We start from the raw sequence: 17,137 nt of genomic DNA on the forward strand, positions 1-17,137 counted from the left end.
AGAGTGTACTCGCTTTCGTTTTTCGAATCAATTTCTTTGCCAGCGCACTTTGTCAAACATTGTTAAGCCCTTCCGCACGCGCTGCGAGCGCGATCATGACGCAATGTCCCGCAGACCCTCGGCTCAGCTATCAGCGGCCGCTTCGCGCTGCGCGGGGAAGTGCAGCTCGGCGCACAAGCCGCCCAGCGGGTGATTGAACAGGAAAATGTCGCCGTGATGCTCGCGCGCGATGGCCCGGGCAATCGCCAACCCCAGTCCGCTGCCGCCGGTATGCTTGGCTCGGGAGTGCTCCAGCCTCACATAGGGCTCGAATACCCGCTCGAGATCGTCCTCGGCGATGCCCGGGCCATGATCTCGCACCATGATTTCCACGCGGCCGGCACGCTCGCGCAACGACACCTCCACGACGCCGCCGCCATAACGGCGGGCATTCTCCAACAGGTTGGCGATGCAGCGGCGCAAGGCCTGCGGCCGGGCGTACAAGGGCTTCACCGTTTCCGTCCGGCACGCCACTTCGGCGCCCAGCGCCTCCACATCCTCGACCACGCCCTCCAGCAAGGCGCCGACGTTGAGCAGCACCGTGCTTTCATTGCCCTGCCCCATCCGCAAATAGGCCAGCGTATCGCCTATCAGCTGATCCATCTCGACCAGATCGCGCTCGATCGCCTGGCGCGCGCTCCCCTCCTCCAGCTGCTCCAGCCTCAGCCGGACGCGGGTGATGGGCAGGCGAAGATCGTGCGACACGCCTGCCAGCATCTGGCTGCGCGTCTGCAGATAACGCTGCAGCTCCTGTTGCATGCGGTTGAAGGCTCGGGAGGCGTTGACCACCTCCTGGGTGCCGGTTTCAGGCAAGGGCGGCTGGTTGAGGTTGGCCGCCAGCCCGGTCGCCGCCTGGGAAAACAGCGCCAGCGGCCGCGTCAGGCGGCGCACCGCCCAGGCGGAAGCCATGGCCACCACCAGCGCCACCAGCAGCAGCCAGGCGGTCACCCGCCATGGCGTTTCCGCCGCGCTGGATATCTGGCCGATGCGGAAGGTCACCACGGTGCCGTCCTTCAGCTGCGCCTGCACCGTGGCCATCTGGATCTTGAACTCCGGCCCGCCTTCGCCCAGTTTGTTGGGAAAAGCCTGCACCCAGAACTGCTTGCCCGGCGTGAACACGTGCTGGCCCGGCTCAACGAAGGGGCGCAGCAAATCTTCCGCGGCATCGGGAGAGTCGTCGCGGAAGGACAGCACCTGCAGGCGGAACGGAGAGCCAAGATCGTCCTGGATCAGTTCGCGCAGCTTGCCGGCTTCCGGCAGGTTGGTCTTGCCCCCGACACGCCAGGGCTGGTCGAGCAGCACCTGGGCGTTGGGCGAAGTCAGCGCGCCGGCCAGCTTGGGCCGGCTGGCCGCGGCGGTTTCGTCCAGCAGATTGATCATGTCCGCAAGATGCTGCGCCACGTACTCGGCGCGCAAGGTGCGGCTGAGCCGCTCGCGATCGGTCAGCACCAGCGCGATGCCTATCACGTTGGCCAACAGCACGCTGGTCAGCAGCGTCAGCAACAGCTGGCCGTACAGAGTGCGAGGCAAGCGCCTCATCTCACCGGCACCACCTCGCAAGCCAGCATGTAGCCGCCGCTGCGTATGGTCTTGATCAGCAACGGTTCGCGGGCGTCATCGCCCAGGCGGCGGCGCAAGCGGCCTATCATCACGTCGACGGTGCGGTCGAAGGGACCGGCTTCCTTGCCGTTCATCGCTTCCATCAGCTGGTCGCGCGACATCACGCGCTGCGAATTCTCGGCCAGCGCCTGCATCAGCTTGAATTCGCCGCCGGACAGCGGCGTCACCACGCCGCCGCCGTCGACCAGATGCTGGGCGCCCAGCTCCAGCCGCCAGTCGCCGAACTGCAGCGCGCGCAGCGCGCTGTTGTTGCGGCGCTCTTCCACCCGGCGCAGGATGCTGCGCACGCGGGCCAGCAATTCGCGCGGGTTGAACGGCTTGGGCAGGTAATCGTCGGCGCCCATTTCCAGGCCGATGATGCGGTCCAGTTCGTCGCCGCGCGCCGTCAGCATCAGGATCGGCATATTGGAGCGGGAGCGGAGGTCGCGGCACAGTTTCAGGCCGTCCTCGCCCGGCAACATCAGATCCAGGATCAGGATGTCGAACGACTGCTCGGCCAAGGCGCGGTTCATCGCCTCGCCATCGCCCACCGCCGCGACAACCATGTCCTGGCGGCTCAGGTAATCGCTAAGCAGATCGCGCAGATCCGGATCGTCATCGACAATAAGCACGCGGGAAGCTTGAGACATCGGCAGTTCCTAAGGTATCGGGAGTTAATCACGAAGGTGTCGCCTGCAAGCGCGACAACAGCGCGGGCGCCGTGTTTGGGCGCCCGCGCTCTCAGGGTTGGAGTGACGAAGGTTTCAATTGGTTCCGCTGTGCGGTTCCTGTCGGGTTCGATGCCAGGAATAGCCGATGCCACCGGCCAGCAGGGACACCGTCGCCAGCAGCGACCAGGCGGTGGGCAGCTTGAACGCCACCAGGCCCGCGTCGTGCAGGTAGACCAGCCCCACCTTGATGCCGATCAGCACCAACACCAGGGCCAGCGCGTACTTCAGATAATGGAAGCGGTGCACCATGGCCGCCAGCGCGAAATACAGCGCGCGCAGCCCCAGAATCGCGAAGATGTTGGAGGTGTAGACCAGGAACGGATCCTGGGTCACCGCGAAGATGGCCGGGATGCTGTCCACCGCGAACACCAGGTCGGCCGACTCCACCAGAATCAGCGTCAGCAGCAGCGGCGTCGCCCACCATCCCTTGTCCAGGCCATGGCGCTCGCCGCGCACCAGGAAGGCGTTGCCGTGCAGTTCCGGCGTCAGCCGCATCCGGCGGCGCAGCCACTGGTAAAACTTCTGCTCGGCGAGCGGCGTGGCTTCCTCGTCGCCGGAGAACAGCATTTTCAGGCCGGCCCACAACAAGAAGATGCCGAACAGCAGCAGCACCCACTGGAACTCGGCCACCAGCGCGGCGCCGGCGCCTATCATCAGCGCCCGCATCAGGATGGCGCCCAGGATGCCCCAGAACAGCACCCGGTGCTGAAGCGCGCGCGGCACCGCCATGCTGCCGAAGATCAGCGAGATCACGAACACATTGTCCAGCGACAGCGACTTCTCCAGCAGATAGCCGGTGAAGTACTGCACGCCGGCGTCGGCGCCGCGATACCACCACACCCAGCCGCCGAAAGCCAGGCCGATGCCGATATAGAACGCCGACAGCTTCAGGCTGTCGCGCACGCCGATCTCGCGGCCGTCCTTCTGCAGGATGCCGAGGTCGAACGCCAGAAGCGCCAGCACGCCGGCCAGGAAAGCCAGCCAAGTCCACAGCGGGTAGCCCAGCGCGGGGGCAGTCAGAAAATCGATCACTTCAACACTCCATTCAATCCGTCAATGCGGGCGGACAGATACCGCCCGCGAGGGTCAACCGCGGCCTTCCAGCGCGGCGATGCGTTCTTCCATGCTCGGATGGGTGGCGAACAGGCCCAGCAGGCCGCGTCCGCCGGCGATGCCGGAGGCGGCCATGCTCTTCGGCAGGCCGTCGGCTTCGATTCCGCCCAGGCGGCGCAGCGCGTTGGCCATCGGCCGCGGCGAGCCCAGCAGCTCGGCGGCGCCGGCGTCGGCGCGGAATTCGCGCTGGCGCGAGAAGTACATCACCACCACGGAAGCCAGGATGCCAAACACGATCTCGCACACGATCACCGTGACGAAATAGCCGATGCCGGTGCCGGCGGAGCTGTTTTCCTCATCGCGTTTCAGCCAGCTGTCCACCAGATAGCCGACCACCCGCGCCAGGAAGAACACGAAGGTGTTGACCACGCCCTGGATCAGCGTCAGCGTCACCATGTCGCCATTGCGGATGTGGGCGATCTCGTGCGCCAGCACCGCTTCCACTTCTTCCTCGTTCATATTGGCCAGCAGGCCGGTGGACACCGCCACCAGCGAGTTGGAGCGGCTGGGACCGGTGGCGAAAGCGTTGGGCTCGCCCTCGTACACCGCCACCTCGGGCATCGGCAGGCCGGCGCGGTCGGCCAGCTTGCGCACGGTATTCAGCAGCCAGGCCTCGGTCTGGCCGGACGGTTGCGTGAGCACCCGCGCGCCGGTGCTCCACTTGGCCATGGTCTTGGACAAGGCCAGCGAAATGAAGGCGCCGCCGAAGCCGAGCACCGCCGAGAACATCAGCAGCATGCCCAGATTCAGCCCGCCGGAAGTGACGAAGCGGTCCAGCCCCAAAAGACGGACGCTCACGCTCAGCACCAACATCACGGCGATGTTGGTCACAATCAGCAAAATCACCCGTTTCATTGTTTAGTCTCCCAAAATCCATTCAATCATCAGCCAGGACGAAGCGCTGGCCACACTGCAGTGTATGCGACAAAAAGAATCGAAAAAATAAAGTAAAATCTGATCATATATACGGTTTTTTCGAATTGAAAAATGGACAAGCTCAATTACAAGCATCTGCACTATTTCTGGGCCGTCGCCCGCACCGGCAGCGTCACCCGCGCCGCCGAACAGCTGGGCATCAGCATGCAGACCGTCAGCGGCCAGATTTCCCGGCTGGAGCAGCAGCTGGGACGGTCCTTGCTCCGCCAGCAAGGGCGCGGGCTGGAACTGACCGAAGCCGGGCGCGTGGCCCAGGGCTACGCCGACCGCATCTTTCTGCTGGGCGAGGAAATGGAAGAGGCGCTGGCCGATCCTTTGCTCGACCAGACGCTGCGGCTGGCGGCCGGCATTTCCGACGTCGTTCCCAAAGGCATCGCCAGCCGCCTGTTGCGGCCGGCGCTGCAAACCGGCAACCGTCTCCGCCTCAGTTGCGGCGAAGGAGACTTCGACGAGCTGATCGGCGAATTGGGCCGGCACCGGCTGGATCTGGTGCTGGCGGACCGGCCGGTGGCCAGCAGCGAACAGCAACAGTTCCAGTCCTGGCCGCTGCTGAGCTGCCCGGTGCAACTGCTGGCTGCGCCGGCGCTGCACGCCAGCCGCCAGGCGGGCTTCCCCGCCAGCCTGGAACAGGCGCCGCTGTTGCTGCCCAGCCGCGACAACGTGCTGCGCCGTCAGCTGGAGCATTGGTTCGAGGCAAACGGTTTGCGGCCCGACGTTGTCGGCGAGTTCGACGACCATGCGTTAATGGAGACATTCGCCCGCCAGGGAATGGGACTGCTGCCCGCCCCCGTCTCGCCCGACGGAGAGGCCGACCATCCCGGCCTGCTGTCCTTGGGCGCGCTGGACGGCGTATCGGAGCGCTATTACGTCACCGCCAGCCGGCGCAAATTGCAGCACCCCGCCCTGCAAGCCATCCTGCAGGCCTGGGGTTGAGCTTGTGCCATGCGGGCGACAGGCGGCCTCGTGAAGCGGACCAGCGGCGCCGGCGATGATTCCACCCGAGATAGTCTTGGCCGATAATGGTTCGAAGCACTTCGCCGGCGCGGCCGCCGGGCAACAGATCGAGCATCATGGACAAGCAACAAGCTTTCACCCTGCCTGAGTTGTTGATCGTCATGGCCTTGCTGGCCATCGTCCTCGCATTCGCCGTGCCGGCCTATCAAAGCGCCGTGTCGGCCAATGCGGTGATGTCAGAGAGCAATAATCTGTACGGCGACATCCTGGCCGCCCGCAACGAAGCGCTCAAGCGCGGCCAGACTGTGCTGGTCTGCCCTTCCGCCGACGGCGCCAACTGCAATGCCAGCGCGCCCGGCAACACCAGTTGGGCCGGCGGCTGGATCGTGCTGCAGGCGGTCGGGGGAAACTGCACCGACACCAGCGGCACCGTGCTGCGCAGGCAGCAGGCCTTCGCCAGCGGCGACAGCGCCAGTTCCAACAATAGCGCCAATCCCTATCTATGCTTCAATCGCATGGGTTACGCGCCATCCAGCAACGACGGCATGGTCACGTTCAATACCTCCGGCAACCAGGCCAGCAGCCGGCGCTGCGTGGCGCTGGCCGCGGTGGGCCACCCCCAGGTGCTGACCAGCGGCCAGACCGACAGCACGGGACAATACACATGTCCATGAAAACACCCGGCCAGGACGGTTTCAGCATGCTGGAAGTGCTGGTGGCGCTGATCGTGATCTCGCTCGGCTTGCTCGGCATCGCCGGCATGCAGGCCGCCGCGATCAACAGCACCAGCATCGCCCGCAGCCGCAGCCTGGGCGCCATCGCCGCCGAAAGCATGGCTGCCGCGATGCACGCCAATACCGCGTACTGGGGCGTGTTGAACGCCAGCGGCAGCTGGAGCGTCAGCGCCTCCGGCGCCATCAGCGGCACGCCAGCCCTGAGCCAAGCCGTCAACTGTTCCGCCTCGGGCACCACCTGCACCGCCACCAACGTGGCCGGCTATGACGCCGCCCAATGGGGAAGCGGCACGATCAGCGCCCTGCCGGGCGGCAGCGGCCAGATCGCCTGCAACCCGGCCACCAGCGCCACACCGGTCGCCTGCACCATCACCGTTTACTGGCTGGAAAAAAATCGCGCGGTCAACGCCGTATCCATGGCCGCCGGCACCGCCAGCCAGAGCTATCAGATGGTGGTGGTGCCATGAGCGCGCGCCGGCAACGCGGCAGCGGACTGATCGAGGTGATGGTGGCCATCGCCATCGGCCTGTTCCTGCTCAGCGTGCTGACGCTGATTTTCACCTCCGCGCGGCTAACCAAGACCAGCCAATCAGGGCTAGCCCAGCTGCAAGACAACCAGCGCACGGCGATGGCCTTGATCAGCAGCATCGTGCAATCCGCCGGCTACTACCCCAACCCCCAGACCCAGACCGCGGCGCAAGCGCTTCCCGCCGCGGGCGGTTTCGCGGCCGGGCAGTCGGTCACCGGCACATCGGGGACATCGGGCGCGGCGGACACCTTGAGCGTGCGTTTCGCCACGCTGTCCGGCGACACCGTGCTCAACTGCAACGGCTCCAGCAACACCAGCGGAAGCGGCCAGATCTACACCAACCAGTTTTCCATCAACGGCTCGAACCAGCTCGCCTGCGCCGTCAATGGCGGAACCGCCCAAGTGCTGGTGGACGGCGTCAGCAACATGACGGTGCTGTACGGCGTGGACCCCGCCAACAGCGGTTCCACCGCTCATTACTATCCGGCCTCCGCCATCCCTTCCGGCGCCACCGTGCGCTCGGTATGGGTGACGCTGACCATGGTCAATCCCCTGGCCAATCAGCCTGGCCAGCCGGCCACGGTGAAAATGTCCTGGCTTACCGGACTGATGAACCAGCTATGAAGCGCCCTCCCCATCCCCCCGGCCTTTTCCGCCGCCGCGGCTTCACGATGGTGGCGGCGCTGATGATGCTGATCGTGATCACCATCATCGGCATCGCGCTGATGCGCAGCAGCGGCCTGCTGGGCAAACTGGCCGGCAACACGCGCGAAAAGGGCCGGGCCTTCGAAGCGGCCGAGGCGACGCTGCAATACGCGGAATGGTGGCTGAACCAGGGCGGCAACGCCGGCGCCGCCGCCAACTGCAGCGGCGCACAGAACACGCTGCAAGTCTGCAGCAACGCGCTTGTCGTCCCACCCGCCAGCGTGACCGCCACGACATCCTGGAACAACGCCGGCTACACCTACACCCCGGCCTTCATGACCGCCTCGGCCAATGGCGGCGGCCAAACCTATTACCAGGCTCCTCAGCTCTACATCCAGTTCCTGGGGCTGAACGCCGCCGGCACCGGCGCCATCTACCAGCTCACAGCGATAGGCTATGGCGGCAACGCCGCGTCGGTGGCCGTGCTGCAAAGCACCTACACGCTGTACTCCGGCACCACCAATCTGGGGAAATGACCATGCGACCCGATGCCCCGCGCCTTGCTCTCAGCCTGGCCGCCCTGCTGGCCTCAAGCCTGTGGCCGCAAACTGCCGCCGCGGTCACCGTCAGCGACAACTTCACCGGCGGCGGCGCCCAGCTCAACTGGCTGGTGTTCGGCGGCGCCTGCATGACCGCCGGCACCGGCTCCGGCACCATCCCGGCCTGCGGCAGCAAGGACCCCAGCGGCAACACCCAGATCGGCGGCTACAGCGGCACGCTGCCGGACAGCAGCGGCAACGGCGCGCTGCGGCTGACCAACAGCTCCGGCAGCCAGTCCGGCGCCATCGTCTACAACAGCCTGTTTCCATCCGGCAGCGGCCTGCAAGCCACCTTCACCAGCTACACCTACGACGGCGATTCCGGCGGCAGCGCGCGCGACGGCGCCGACGGCATGAGCTTCTTCCTGCTCACCGGCATCCCCAGCGCCGTAGGCTCCTTCGGCGGCAGCCTGGGCTACAGCTGCTCCAACGTGAACTCGCCTTACAACGGCATCATCGGCGGCTATCTGGGCCTGGGCATGGACGAGTACGGCAACTTTCCCAACGGCGGCTCCAGCAACGACAACACCTCCAGCGGACCGGGCGCCAAACCGCAAAACATCTCGCTGCGCGGCGCCGGCTCGGTCGCCGCCACATCTCTGGCCAGCCAGTTCGGCGGCAGCTTCAGCGCCTCCATGGTGCAAAGCGTCTGCAAGACCGGTAAATACGCCACGCAAAGCGTGATGAACTATCCGTTCATCAGCATTCCCGGCACCAGCGGCGGCGTCTACCAGCTGCCGTCCAGCCAGCCGATGGCCAATGAATCCGCCACCAAGCGCGGCCAGGCGGTGCCGATCAGCTACAAGCTGAAGATCACCCCGGCCAACCTGCTCAGCCTCTGGTACAGCTACAACAACGGCGCCTACGTGCCGGTGATCACCAACTACGACATCAACAACACCTCGGTCAGCGGCCCGCTGCCCAGCCAGATCACCTTCGGCTTCGCCGCGTCCACCGGCGCCAGCCGCAACGTGCACGAGATCAGCTGCTTCCAGGCCCAGCCCTTCACCCAGTCCGCCAGCTCCAGCGGCCTGAACAGCCAGCAGACCACGCTGATCCGCACCGGCACCCAGCAATACGTAGCCAGCTACCACGCGGACAACTGGTGGGGATCGCTGGCCTCCTACGCCTTGCAAGGCAATACCAGCACCGGCCAGGTCTCCGTGGCCAGCACCGCCACCTGGGACGGCTCCTGCGTGCTGACCGGCGGCAGCTGCGCCACCACCGGCGCCAGCAATATGAGCGCGCAAACCAGCCGCGCCATTCTCAGCTGGAACGGCAGCCAGGGCATCCCCTTCCAGTGGGCCAGCCTGACATCCGCGCAGCAAACCACGCTGAGCCCCGACGGCAACGGCTCGGCCCGGGTCTCCTATCTGCGCGGCGCGCGCGGCAATGAAGTCACCACGCTGGGCAGCGGCCTGTTCCGCGACCGCGACAGCGTGCTGGGCGATCTGATCAACAGCAGCCCGATCTGGGTGGGCTCGCCACAGAACAGTTATGCCGCCAGCTGGAGCGACAAGCTCTACCCATCCGCCACGCCGGCGGAAAACGCGACCGGCGCGCAAAGCTATCCAAGCTACAAATCCGCCAACCTCACCCGGACCAACATCGTCTACAACGGCGGCAACGACGGCATGCTGCACGGCTTCCGCAGCGGCGCCAACGACAGCAGCGGCAATTACGTGGCCACCAACAACGATGGCCAGGAGGTGTTGGCCTACGTGCCGGCCGCGGCCCAGGCCAATACTGTCCAGTACAGCAATCCCACCTATGCCCACCAGTACTTCGTCGACGCCACCCCGGCCGCCGACGACCTGTTCTACGGCAGCAACTGGCACACCTGGCTGGTAGGCGGCCTGGGAGCCGGCGGCCAGGCGATGTACATGCTGGACATCACCAATCCGGCCAACTTCGCCGAAAGCAACGCCGCCAGCCTGGTGGTAACGGAAATCAACAGCGGCACGCTCAGCTGCGTCAACAAGGCCAGCTGCGGCAGCGATCTGGGCTACACCTTCGGCACGCCGGTGATCACCCGCTTCCACAACGGCCAATGGGGCGCGGTGTTCGGCAACGGCTACAACAGCGCCAACGGCCACGCCGTCATCTTCATCATGCTGGTGGGCAGCAACGGCGCGCCCAGCTACTACGAACTGGACACCGGCAGCGGCAGCGCCAACGACCCCTCGGGCGCCGGCGGCAAGAACGGCATCTACTACACCACGGTCGCCGATCTGGACGGCGACAACATCGCCGATTACATCTACGCCGGCGACCTGTTCGGCAACGTATGGCGCTTCGACGTCACCGGCAGCACGCCGTCCAGCTGGGCGGTGTCGCAATTCGGCAAAGGCGCCGCCTCGCCGCTGTTCACCGCCCAGTACACCTACTGCACCAGCGCGCAGATCAGCGCCGGCAGTTGCACGCCCAGCCTGCAGCCGATCACCAGCAAGCTGCTGGTGACGTCCATTCCCACCGGCGGCGCCAATCCGCGGGTACTGGTGTCGTTCGGCACCGGCCAGAAAATCCCGTTCACAACCAGTTCCGCCGACATCTACGCCGGCGGCACCCAGAGCCTGTACGGCGTCTGGGATTGGGACATGTCGGGATGGAATACATTGGCAGGCCAATCCGCCTACTACAGCCAGGCCGCGCCCACCGGCGGCCTGACCGTGCGCCCGAGCAACCTCACCGCCCAGACCGTCTCCGCGTCCTACAGCTCAACGCTGGGCTCGGTGCAAGGCTACCGCGCGCTGTCCAACAACATCGTCTGCTGGCAAGGCGGCGGCGCCTGCAGCCCAAGCACCAGCAACACCAGCTACGGCTGGCTGCTCAACCTGCCCGGCAGCGGCGAACAGGTGATCTACAACCCGGTCAGCCAGTTGGGCACCTTCACCGTCAACACCACCATCCCGCCCAACAACAACGCGTCCTCGTGCACGGTATCGTCCGCCACCGGCTTCACCATGTCGCTGAACCCGAAAACCGGCGGCTCCACCGCGCGCTCCTATTACGCCAACGATTCCGGCAATTTCAACGGCATCAGCGGCAGCGTGATAGACGGCATCGCGGTCAATATGGCCGGCTCGCCCAGCGTGGTCAGCTTCCAGAGCAACTATTTCGCGATCGGCAGCAGCATCAGCGGCGGCCCGGTCGCCACCCCGCCGCAACTCAATCCGGCCGCCTTCGACTTGCACGCCAGGCTGAACTGGATAGAGCTGCGCTGAGCCTTCAAGAGACGGAACCATGAGAAAAAAGACTGAAGGATTTTCCCTGATCGAACTGGTCATCACGCTGGCGGTGCTGGCCCTGCTGGTTTCCATCGCCCTGCCCTCGTACCGCAACTTCATGATGCAATCCAACCGCACCGCGGCCAAAACCGCGCTGCAGGACCTGGCCAGCCGCCAGGAAAGCTATTTTTCCACCAACAACAACTACGCCAGCCAGCTGGCTACCCTGGGCTACGCCAGCGGCACGGTCTACGTGCCCGGCAACGGCAACGGCAACGGCAACAATCTGTACGCGCTCTCCATCGCGAACACAACGGCCAGCACCTTCACGCTGAACGCCGCGCCGCAGGGCAGCCAGGCCCAGGACAGTTGCCAGACCTACCAGCTGGACAATCTGGGCAACCAGAGCAATATCGTCAACGGCTCCAGCGGAACCACGCTGAGCGTCAGCGGCTGCTGGTGACGGGCAAAACAAAACGGCGCCCGATGGGCGCCGTTCGGCTTGGTGAAGAACAGGCTCCAGCTTAGTCGGCCAGCAGCTTGTTCACCACATCTACGTATTCCTGCATGGCCGCGGCGCCATCCTTGCCCTTCAGCTTTTCCCAGGCGTCGAACTTGGCGCGGTTGATGAAATCCATCATGCCCGGACGCTCGCCGGCGGCGTCGCCTTCGGTCGCCTGCTTGAACAGCGCGTACAGTTGCAGCAGGGTCTGGTTGTCCGGACGCTCGGACAGGGTCTTGACGTCGGCCTGAGCCTGGGTGAAAAGAGTCTGCAGATCAGACATGGCGTTTCCTTTGTCGATTGCCGGGACGGTTGGCTCCATCCCTGGCGGTGTTAGCCATCCGGCATGCGCCGGAACGGGGGACAATGTAGCATGAAGCGCGCTCAATGCGACAGGGGCGGCGGCGCATCCGGCTGCGGCTCTATCCGTATCCGCTTGTAGCTCTTCACCGCCCGCCCGTCCTTGCGCGCCGGTTGGTAATCCGCGCCGCGGAAAACCGGGGCGATGGCGTCGGCCAGCTTGGCGTCCACCGCGCCCTCGAAGCGCACCGCGTCCACCCTGCCGCCGGCGCCGATGAACACCAGCACCTCGATCGGCTGCGACGGGCCGTTCAAGGCCACGTCCGGCAGCGCGATGCGGCCGCGCTCCTGCGCCAGCTGATCCAGCTCCCGCGCCGGATAATAGATGTCGGCGCCCAGACGCAGCCTGTCGTCGCCGATGTCCTCCGGCGCCATGTCGTCCGCGTCCTGCTCGGGCGCTTCGGCCACCGGCGGCGCGATCGGCGGCGGCTCGGCGGCCGCCGGAGCAGGTTCTCCCCGCAGCCTCACCCGCATCGCCTCATGCCAGGAAGCCCATTGCCCGGGCCTCAGCGGCAGCCACAGCACGGCCGCGTGGACGAGCAGCGATAGCCACAGCGCCAGCAGCAGCCGTTCCGTCGTGTTCCAACGCCGCATCTTCATGCTCGTTTCGCGCCGTTCCGCCATGAAAAACGGGACCGGCGAAACCGGTCCCGTCTTGCTGGCTTACTTGGCGTTCAGCAGCTGTTCGATGTCGTCGCCGCCGATGGCGCCCGGCACCATGCGGCCATTGGCGAACACCAGCGCCGGCGTGCCGGTGATGCCCATTTTCTCGCCCAGCGCCTGGATCTTTTCCAGCGGCGTGTCGCAGTTGTCCGGGCCGGTCAGCGGCTTGCCGTCGCGCATGAAGGCGGTCCAGGTCGCGGCCTTGTCGGCCGAGCACCAGATCTGCTTGGACTTGCGCATCGCGTCCGGATGCAGCTGGGTCAGCGGGTACAGGAAGGTGTAGATGGTGACATTGTCGATGTCCTTCAGGCTCTCGCGCTCCAGCTTCTTGCAGAACGGGCAGTCCGGATCGGTGAACACCGCCATCTTGCGCTCGCCCTTGCCGCGCACGTCCTTGAAAGCGTACTGGAACGGCAGCGCGTTGAAGTCCACCTTGGACAGATCGGCCATCTTCTTCTCGGTCAGGCTTTCCTTGCTCTTGGTGTCGATCAGGTCGCCGACGAACAGATAGCTGGCGTCGCTGTTGACGTACACCACCTGGCGGCCGTCCACCACCAGCTCGTAGATGCCCTTGACCGGGGTAGCGCTGACGCTCTTCACCTGCTTGCCGGGGAAGTGGCCGAGAAAGGCCTTCTTCACATCTTCGACATTGCCGCCGGCGGCCTGGGAGCAGGCGGCCAGCGACATCAGCATCGCGCTGGACAGGGCCAGCGTTTTCATTCTCTTGTTCATCGATCAGGGGTCCTTTGGGATCAGTATCCAATCGCCTGTCTGGCGAACTGCCGTTTCAGCGGAGTCAGGCAGTTGGTCAAAGACAGGCCAGTATTGCGCAACCATGGCAGACCGGGCAGTTTCGCATGGAATAGCCGGTACAAGCCATCGCAGCCGAATTGCATGGCGGCCACCGCCTCGCGGCGCTGCCGCTGATAGCGGCGCAGCAGCATCCAGTCGCCGCAGTCAGGCGCGGCGTCCAGCAGGCCGGCCAGTTGGGCGGCGTCCTGGAAACCCAGATTGACGCCCTGCCCGGCCAGCGGATGAACGGTGTGGGCGGCGTCGCCTATCAGCGCCACCCGTTCGGCGGCCACCGCCTCCGGCTGGATCAGCCGCAAGGGGAAGGCCGCCGCCGCGGTCAGGGCGGCAAACGCGCCCAGCTGGCGCCCACCGGCCTCGGCCACCCGCGCGGCCAAGTCCTCCGGCGACAGCTGCAGCAGCGACTGCGGATCAGGAGTGGACCAGACCATCGATATTCGGTTCCCGGCCATCGGCAGCCAGGCGAGAATGCTGTCGCCGAAGAACCATTGCCGCGCGATGCCCTGATGCGGCAGCTCGCAGGTGAAATTGGCGACCACGCCGCTCTGGCCGTAGGGTTTGACGCTGGCCTGCAAATCCAGCTGGCTCCTTACCCAGGAGTTGGCGCCGTCGGCGCCGACCAGCAGCTCGGCCGCCAGTTCGCGGCCGTCTTCCAACGTCAGCCGGGCTTCGCCCGGCGTCGTGGCCAGCGCCTCGGCGCGCGCGCCGGTTATCAGCTCCGCGCCGCTGTCGCGCAGCTGCGCCCATAGCGAGGCCAGCAGCCAGCGGTTCTCGACGATCCAGGCCAGCGCGTCGGCATCGGCGTCGCGGGCGGAGAACGAAATCCGTCCGCCGGCGTCGCCGCGCACGTCCATTGACGCGATAGTGCCGATCCGCGCCATATCCGGCCAGGCGCCCATGCCCTCCAGGAAACGCCGATTGACCGGGCTGACCGCGTAAATGCGCGCGTCCCAGCCTTGCTCCAGATCATCGACCGCCGGTTCCCCGGCCTCCAGCAGCGCCACCCGTTTGCCGGCGCGCGCCAGCGCAAGCGCCAAGCTGGCGCCGACCAGGCCGCCGCCGACGATGACCGCTCGATATTTGTCGTAACGCATCCGTTTATCCCCGCACGCCGAATACAAGATGGCCGGCGAATTTGCGCCGCAAAGCCGGCAGCGTGTCCAGCGCCGTCATGCCCACGCCGCGCAGGCGGTTCATCAGCGGATGGTGGCCGTCGAACAGCTTGATCAGCCCATGGGTGAAACCCACCACCGCGCGGCTGTCCAGCTTGCGCGAAGCGGCATAGCGTTTCAGCGCGCGCGCGTCGCCGGCATCGGCCGCGCCGTCCAGCGCGTCGGCCAGGCCGACCGCGTCGCGCAGGCCCAGATTCAGGCCCTGCGCCGCCACCGGATGCATGGTCTGCGCGGCATTGCCGATCAGCGCCACCCGGCCGCTCGCCACCTGGCTGGCCTGGCGCAGCGCCAGCGGGAAGGTGGCGCGCGGACCAACCGACAGTATCCGGCCCTGGCGCTCGCCAAAGGCCTGCTGCAGCTCGCCGCGCAGCACCGCTTCGTCGGTGGCGGCCAGCCGCTCGGCGTCGGCCTGGCTGCGGGTCCATACCAGCATGTAGCGCTCGCCATGCGGCAGCAGCGCGAACGGGCCGTCGTAGGCGAAACGCTCGTAGGCTACGCCCTGGGGCGGCAGCTCGGTCTCCACCTCGGCCAGCACCGCGCACTGATGGTAATCATGGGTCAGCCGGCGAATGCCCGGCAGCGTCTCCGCCAGCGCGCCGCCCTCGGCCAGCACCAGCAAGCTGCCGGTCAGCAGCAAACGGCCGTCCAGCGTCTCCACCTCGGCGCACGCGTACTGGCTCAGGCTCTTCACCGCGTTCACCCGGCACTGCCACCTCACCTGCACGCCGGCCTGCTCCAGCGCGCCGCCGAGCTCGGCGACCAGCGCCGGGTAATCGACCACCGCGCCCAGATGCGGCAGGTCCAGGTCTTCCCGATCCAGCCGGGTGCGGCCGCAGCTGCCCTGTTGCGACACGTGGACGGTGTCTATCGCCGTCGCAGGCAGATCGGCCGGCCAGGCGCCGGCCTCCTCCAGCAGGCGGCGGCTGTGCCAGGACAGCGCCAGCGCGCGGGCGTCACGCACCTCGGCGTCTTTCGCCCTCGCCTCCAGCAACATCACGCTGCGCCCCTGCCGCGCCAGCCTCAAAGCGGCCAGCGCGCCCACCGGGCCGCCGCCGACGATCAAGACGTCGGCGTGTTCGCTCATTCTTTCATCCATCGATCTCACTCCCCGCGCATCAGCGCCTCGATCTCCGCCACCGTCTTGGGCGCCGCCGCGGTATACACCTCGTTGCCGTCCGCCGTCACCAGCACATTGTCCTCGATGCGCACGCCTATGCCATGGAATGCCTCCGGCACGCCGGGCGCCGGCCGGATGTACAGGCCCGGCTCTATCGTCGTGCACATGCCCGGCTGATAGCCGCGCCATTGCCCGTCCTGCTTGCGCTGGCCGACGTCGTGCACGTCCAGGCCGATCAGGTGGCCGATGCCGTGCATGTAGAACTGGCGGTAGGCGCCGGACTCGATCACGCTGTCCGCGCTGCCGGCCAGCAGGCCCAGATCCACCATCCCCTGCGCCAGGATCGCCAGCGCGGCGTCCGACGGCGCGTGCCACACCGCTCCCGGCTTCACCGCGGCGATGCCGGCCAGCTGCGCCGCCAGCACGATCTCGTAGACGTCGCGCTGCGGACCGCTGAAGCGGCCGTTGGCCGGAAAGGTGCGGGTGATGTCGCCGGCGTAGCCGCGGTATTCGCAGCCGGCGTCGATCAGCAGCAGCTCGCCGTCGTTTATCCGCGCGTTGTTGGCCACGTAGTGCAGCGTGCAGGCGTTGACGCCGGCGGCAACAATGCTTTCGTACGCCGTCTGGCGAGCGCCGTTGCCGACGAAGACGTGCAACAGCTCCGCCTCCAGCTGGTATTCATGCATGCCGGGGCGCGCGGCGCGCATCGCCCGCACGTGGCCGGCGGCGGAAATTTCGCCGGCGCGGCGCAACAGCGCGATCTCCGCCACGTCCTTGACCATGCGCATCTCGTCCAGCAGCGCGCGCAAGTCGCCGTAATGCGCGGGCGGACGGGCGCCGGCGCGCGCGCGGCCGCGCACCGCGTCCAGCCATATGTTGACGCGGCGGTCGAACGCCTCGTCGTGGCCCAGCGGCCACCACAGCTGGCCGCAATCCGCCAGCAGATCGGGAATCCGCTCGGCCATTTCGGCCAGCGGATAGGCTTCGTCGAAGCCGAAGACCTCCCTCGCGCCGTCGGGGCCATGGCGGAACCCGTCCCAGATTTCCATTTCGGGATTGCGGTCGCGGCAGAACAGCACCGACTTGCCGCTGCGGCCATCCAGCAGCAGCACGGCTTCGGGCTCGTCAAAACCGGTCAGGTGCAGAAAATAACTGTCGGCGCGATAGGGATAGTGGTTGTCGGCGTTGCGCACCGCTATCGTCGCGGTGGGCAACAAGGCGACGCCGTCGCCTATCTGGGCCAACAAGCGCTTGCGGCGTTCGGCATGCGGCTGGTGCATGGGCAATGAAATCCTTGCGGAAACGGGACGTGCTGGACAAGCTGCCAGTTTACACCGCCCGCGCCCGCGGCCCAAGCCGCGCGGATATGAAAAAACCCGGCTTGGCCGGGTTTTCGCAATGCGTGGC

Annotated in this window: 17 protein-coding genes; 7 read left to right on the forward strand and 10 right to left on the reverse strand. The window is 66.4% G+C overall.

Going from position 1 to position 17,137, the window contains the following annotated elements:
* Nucleotides 1-123: 123 nt before the first annotated feature.
* From ACX17K_RS11740 to htpX, 4 genes are all read right to left on the reverse strand, one after another.
* Nucleotides 124-1,569: an ATP-binding protein gene (locus ACX17K_RS11740; RefSeq protein WP_493774939.1), complete on the reverse strand. Its 1,446-nt coding sequence runs from the start codon at nt 1,567-1,569 to the stop codon at nt 124-126.
* 5 nt (nt 1,570-1,574) lie between these two features.
* Nucleotides 1,575-2,288, reverse strand: coding sequence for a response regulator (locus tag ACX17K_RS11745; protein ID WP_493774940.1), 714 nt, complete (start codon nt 2,286-2,288; stop codon nt 1,575-1,577).
* Between the two features lie 114 nt (nt 2,289-2,402).
* On the reverse strand, nt 2,403-3,401 hold the full coding sequence (locus tag ACX17K_RS11750) for a TerC family protein (protein ID WP_493774941.1): 999 nt from the start codon (nt 3,399-3,401) through the stop codon (nt 2,403-2,405).
* A gap of 54 nt (nt 3,402-3,455) precedes the next feature.
* Complete coding sequence (gene htpX, locus ACX17K_RS11755) at nt 3,456-4,337, reverse strand: protease HtpX (protein WP_493774942.1); 882 nt, start codon at nt 4,335-4,337, stop codon at nt 3,456-3,458.
* Between the two features lie 132 nt (nt 4,338-4,469).
* Between htpX and nhaR the strand changes: the two genes are divergently transcribed.
* The 7 genes from nhaR to ACX17K_RS11790 all read left to right on the forward strand — a co-directional run bounded on the left by nhaR (nt 4,470) and on the right by ACX17K_RS11790 (nt 11,569).
* Nucleotides 4,470-5,351 carry a transcriptional activator NhaR gene (nhaR, locus tag ACX17K_RS11760; protein ID WP_493774943.1) on the forward strand — a complete coding sequence of 294 codons (882 nt, stop codon included), beginning with the start codon at nt 4,470-4,472 and terminating at the stop codon, nt 5,349-5,351.
* 137 nt (nt 5,352-5,488) lie between these two features.
* Nucleotides 5,489-6,046, forward strand: coding sequence for a GspH/FimT family pseudopilin (locus ACX17K_RS11765; protein ID WP_493774944.1), 558 nt, complete (start codon nt 5,489-5,491; stop codon nt 6,044-6,046).
* Complete coding sequence (gene pilV / locus ACX17K_RS11770; protein WP_343479348.1) at nt 6,037-6,573, forward strand: type IV pilus modification protein PilV; 537 nt, start codon at nt 6,037-6,039, stop codon at nt 6,571-6,573. The genes ACX17K_RS11765 and pilV overlap by 10 nt, the downstream gene beginning before the upstream one ends.
* A complete protein-coding gene (locus ACX17K_RS11775; RefSeq protein ID WP_493774945.1) occupies nt 6,570-7,259 on the forward strand; it encodes a PilW family protein in 690 nt (229 codons plus the stop codon). The genes pilV and ACX17K_RS11775 overlap by 4 nt, the downstream gene beginning before the upstream one ends.
* On the forward strand, nt 7,256-7,816 hold the full coding sequence (locus ACX17K_RS11780) for a pilus assembly PilX family protein (RefSeq protein WP_493774946.1): 561 nt from the start codon (nt 7,256-7,258) through the stop codon (nt 7,814-7,816). Before ACX17K_RS11775 ends, ACX17K_RS11780 begins: the two co-directional genes overlap by 4 nt.
* Before the next feature lie 2 nt (nt 7,817-7,818).
* Complete coding sequence (locus ACX17K_RS11785; RefSeq protein ID WP_493774947.1) at nt 7,819-11,103, forward strand: pilus assembly protein; 3,285 nt, start codon at nt 7,819-7,821, stop codon at nt 11,101-11,103.
* A 19-nt stretch (nt 11,104-11,122) separates the two neighbouring features.
* The gene (locus ACX17K_RS11790) at nt 11,123-11,569 is read left to right on the forward strand and encodes a type IV pilin protein (protein WP_493774948.1); all 447 of its coding nucleotides are present in this window, start codon (nt 11,123-11,125) and stop codon (nt 11,567-11,569) included.
* Nucleotides 11,570-11,630: 61 nt separating this feature from the next.
* Here the strand turns inward: ACX17K_RS11790 and ACX17K_RS11795 are convergent, their stop codons facing one another.
* The 6 genes from ACX17K_RS11795 to ACX17K_RS11820 all read right to left on the reverse strand — a co-directional run bounded on the left by ACX17K_RS11795 (nt 11,631) and on the right by ACX17K_RS11820 (nt 17,010).
* Complete coding sequence (locus tag ACX17K_RS11795) at nt 11,631-11,891, reverse strand: acyl-CoA-binding protein (RefSeq protein WP_021477502.1); 261 nt, start codon at nt 11,889-11,891, stop codon at nt 11,631-11,633.
* A gap of 101 nt (nt 11,892-11,992) precedes the next feature.
* Nucleotides 11,993-12,568, reverse strand: a complete 576-nt coding sequence (locus ACX17K_RS11800) for a hypothetical protein (RefSeq protein WP_343479353.1) — start codon at nt 12,566-12,568, stop codon at nt 11,993-11,995.
* 63 nt (nt 12,569-12,631) lie between these two features.
* Nucleotides 12,632-13,351 (reverse strand): DsbC family protein, encoded by a 720-nt coding sequence (locus tag ACX17K_RS11805; protein WP_347371536.1) that lies wholly within the window; start codon nt 13,349-13,351, stop codon nt 12,632-12,634.
* A 32-nt stretch (nt 13,352-13,383) separates the two neighbouring features.
* Complete coding sequence (locus ACX17K_RS11810) at nt 13,384-14,535, reverse strand: UbiH/UbiF family hydroxylase (RefSeq protein WP_493774949.1); 1,152 nt, start codon at nt 14,533-14,535, stop codon at nt 13,384-13,386.
* A gap of 4 nt (nt 14,536-14,539) precedes the next feature.
* Entirely contained in the window at nt 14,540-15,697 is a 1,158-nt protein-coding gene (locus ACX17K_RS11815; protein WP_493774950.1) for an FAD-dependent oxidoreductase, read from the reverse strand.
* Nucleotides 15,698-15,714: 17 nt separating this feature from the next.
* Nucleotides 15,715-17,010 carry an aminopeptidase P N-terminal domain-containing protein gene (locus tag ACX17K_RS11820; RefSeq protein WP_493774951.1) on the reverse strand — a complete coding sequence of 432 codons (1,296 nt, stop codon included), beginning with the start codon at nt 17,008-17,010 and terminating at the stop codon, nt 15,715-15,717.
* Nucleotides 17,011-17,137: the final 127 nt, after the last annotated feature.

The sequence above is a fragment of the Chromobacterium sp. INPA-IVC genome (assembly GCF_059047085.1).

Bases quoted from the DNA above. Each gene is read 5' to 3' on its own strand.
- ACX17K_RS11745 (WP_493774940.1), bottom strand. From the start codon at position 2,288: ATGTCTCAAGCTTCCCGCGTGCTTATTGTCGATGACGATCCGGATCTG.
- htpX (WP_493774942.1), bottom strand. From the start codon at position 4,337: ATGAAACGGGTGATTTTGCTGATTGTGACCAACATCGCCGTGATGTTG.
- nhaR (WP_493774943.1), top strand. From the start codon at position 4,470: ATGGACAAGCTCAATTACAAGCATCTGCACTATTTCTGGGCCGTCGCC.
- ACX17K_RS11765 (WP_493774944.1), top strand. From the start codon at position 5,489: ATGGACAAGCAACAAGCTTTCACCCTGCCTGAGTTGTTGATCGTCATG.
- pilV (WP_343479348.1), top strand. From the start codon at position 6,037: ATGTCCATGAAAACACCCGGCCAGGACGGTTTCAGCATGCTGGAAGTG.
- ACX17K_RS11775 (WP_493774945.1), top strand. From the start codon at position 6,570: ATGAGCGCGCGCCGGCAACGCGGCAGCGGACTGATCGAGGTGATGGTG.
- ACX17K_RS11780 (WP_493774946.1), top strand. From the start codon at position 7,256: ATGAAGCGCCCTCCCCATCCCCCCGGCCTTTTCCGCCGCCGCGGCTTC.
- ACX17K_RS11785 (WP_493774947.1), top strand. From the start codon at position 7,819: ATGCGACCCGATGCCCCGCGCCTTGCTCTCAGCCTGGCCGCCCTGCTG.
- ACX17K_RS11790 (WP_493774948.1), top strand. From the start codon at position 11,123: ATGAGAAAAAAGACTGAAGGATTTTCCCTGATCGAACTGGTCATCACG.
- ACX17K_RS11795 (WP_021477502.1), bottom strand. From the start codon at position 11,891: ATGTCTGATCTGCAGACTCTTTTCACCCAGGCTCAGGCCGACGTCAAG.
- ACX17K_RS11800 (WP_343479353.1), bottom strand. From the start codon at position 12,568: ATGAAGATGCGGCGTTGGAACACGACGGAACGGCTGCTGCTGGCGCTG.
- ACX17K_RS11805 (WP_347371536.1), bottom strand. From the start codon at position 13,351: ATGAAAACGCTGGCCCTGTCCAGCGCGATGCTGATGTCGCTGGCCGCC.
- ACX17K_RS11810 (WP_493774949.1), bottom strand. From the start codon at position 14,535: ATGCGTTACGACAAATATCGAGCGGTCATCGTCGGCGGCGGCCTGGTC.
- ACX17K_RS11815 (WP_493774950.1), bottom strand. From the start codon at position 15,697: ATGAGCGAACACGCCGACGTCTTGATCGTCGGCGGCGGCCCGGTGGGC.
- ACX17K_RS11820 (WP_493774951.1), bottom strand. From the start codon at position 17,010: ATGCACCAGCCGCATGCCGAACGCCGCAAGCGCTTGTTGGCCCAGATA.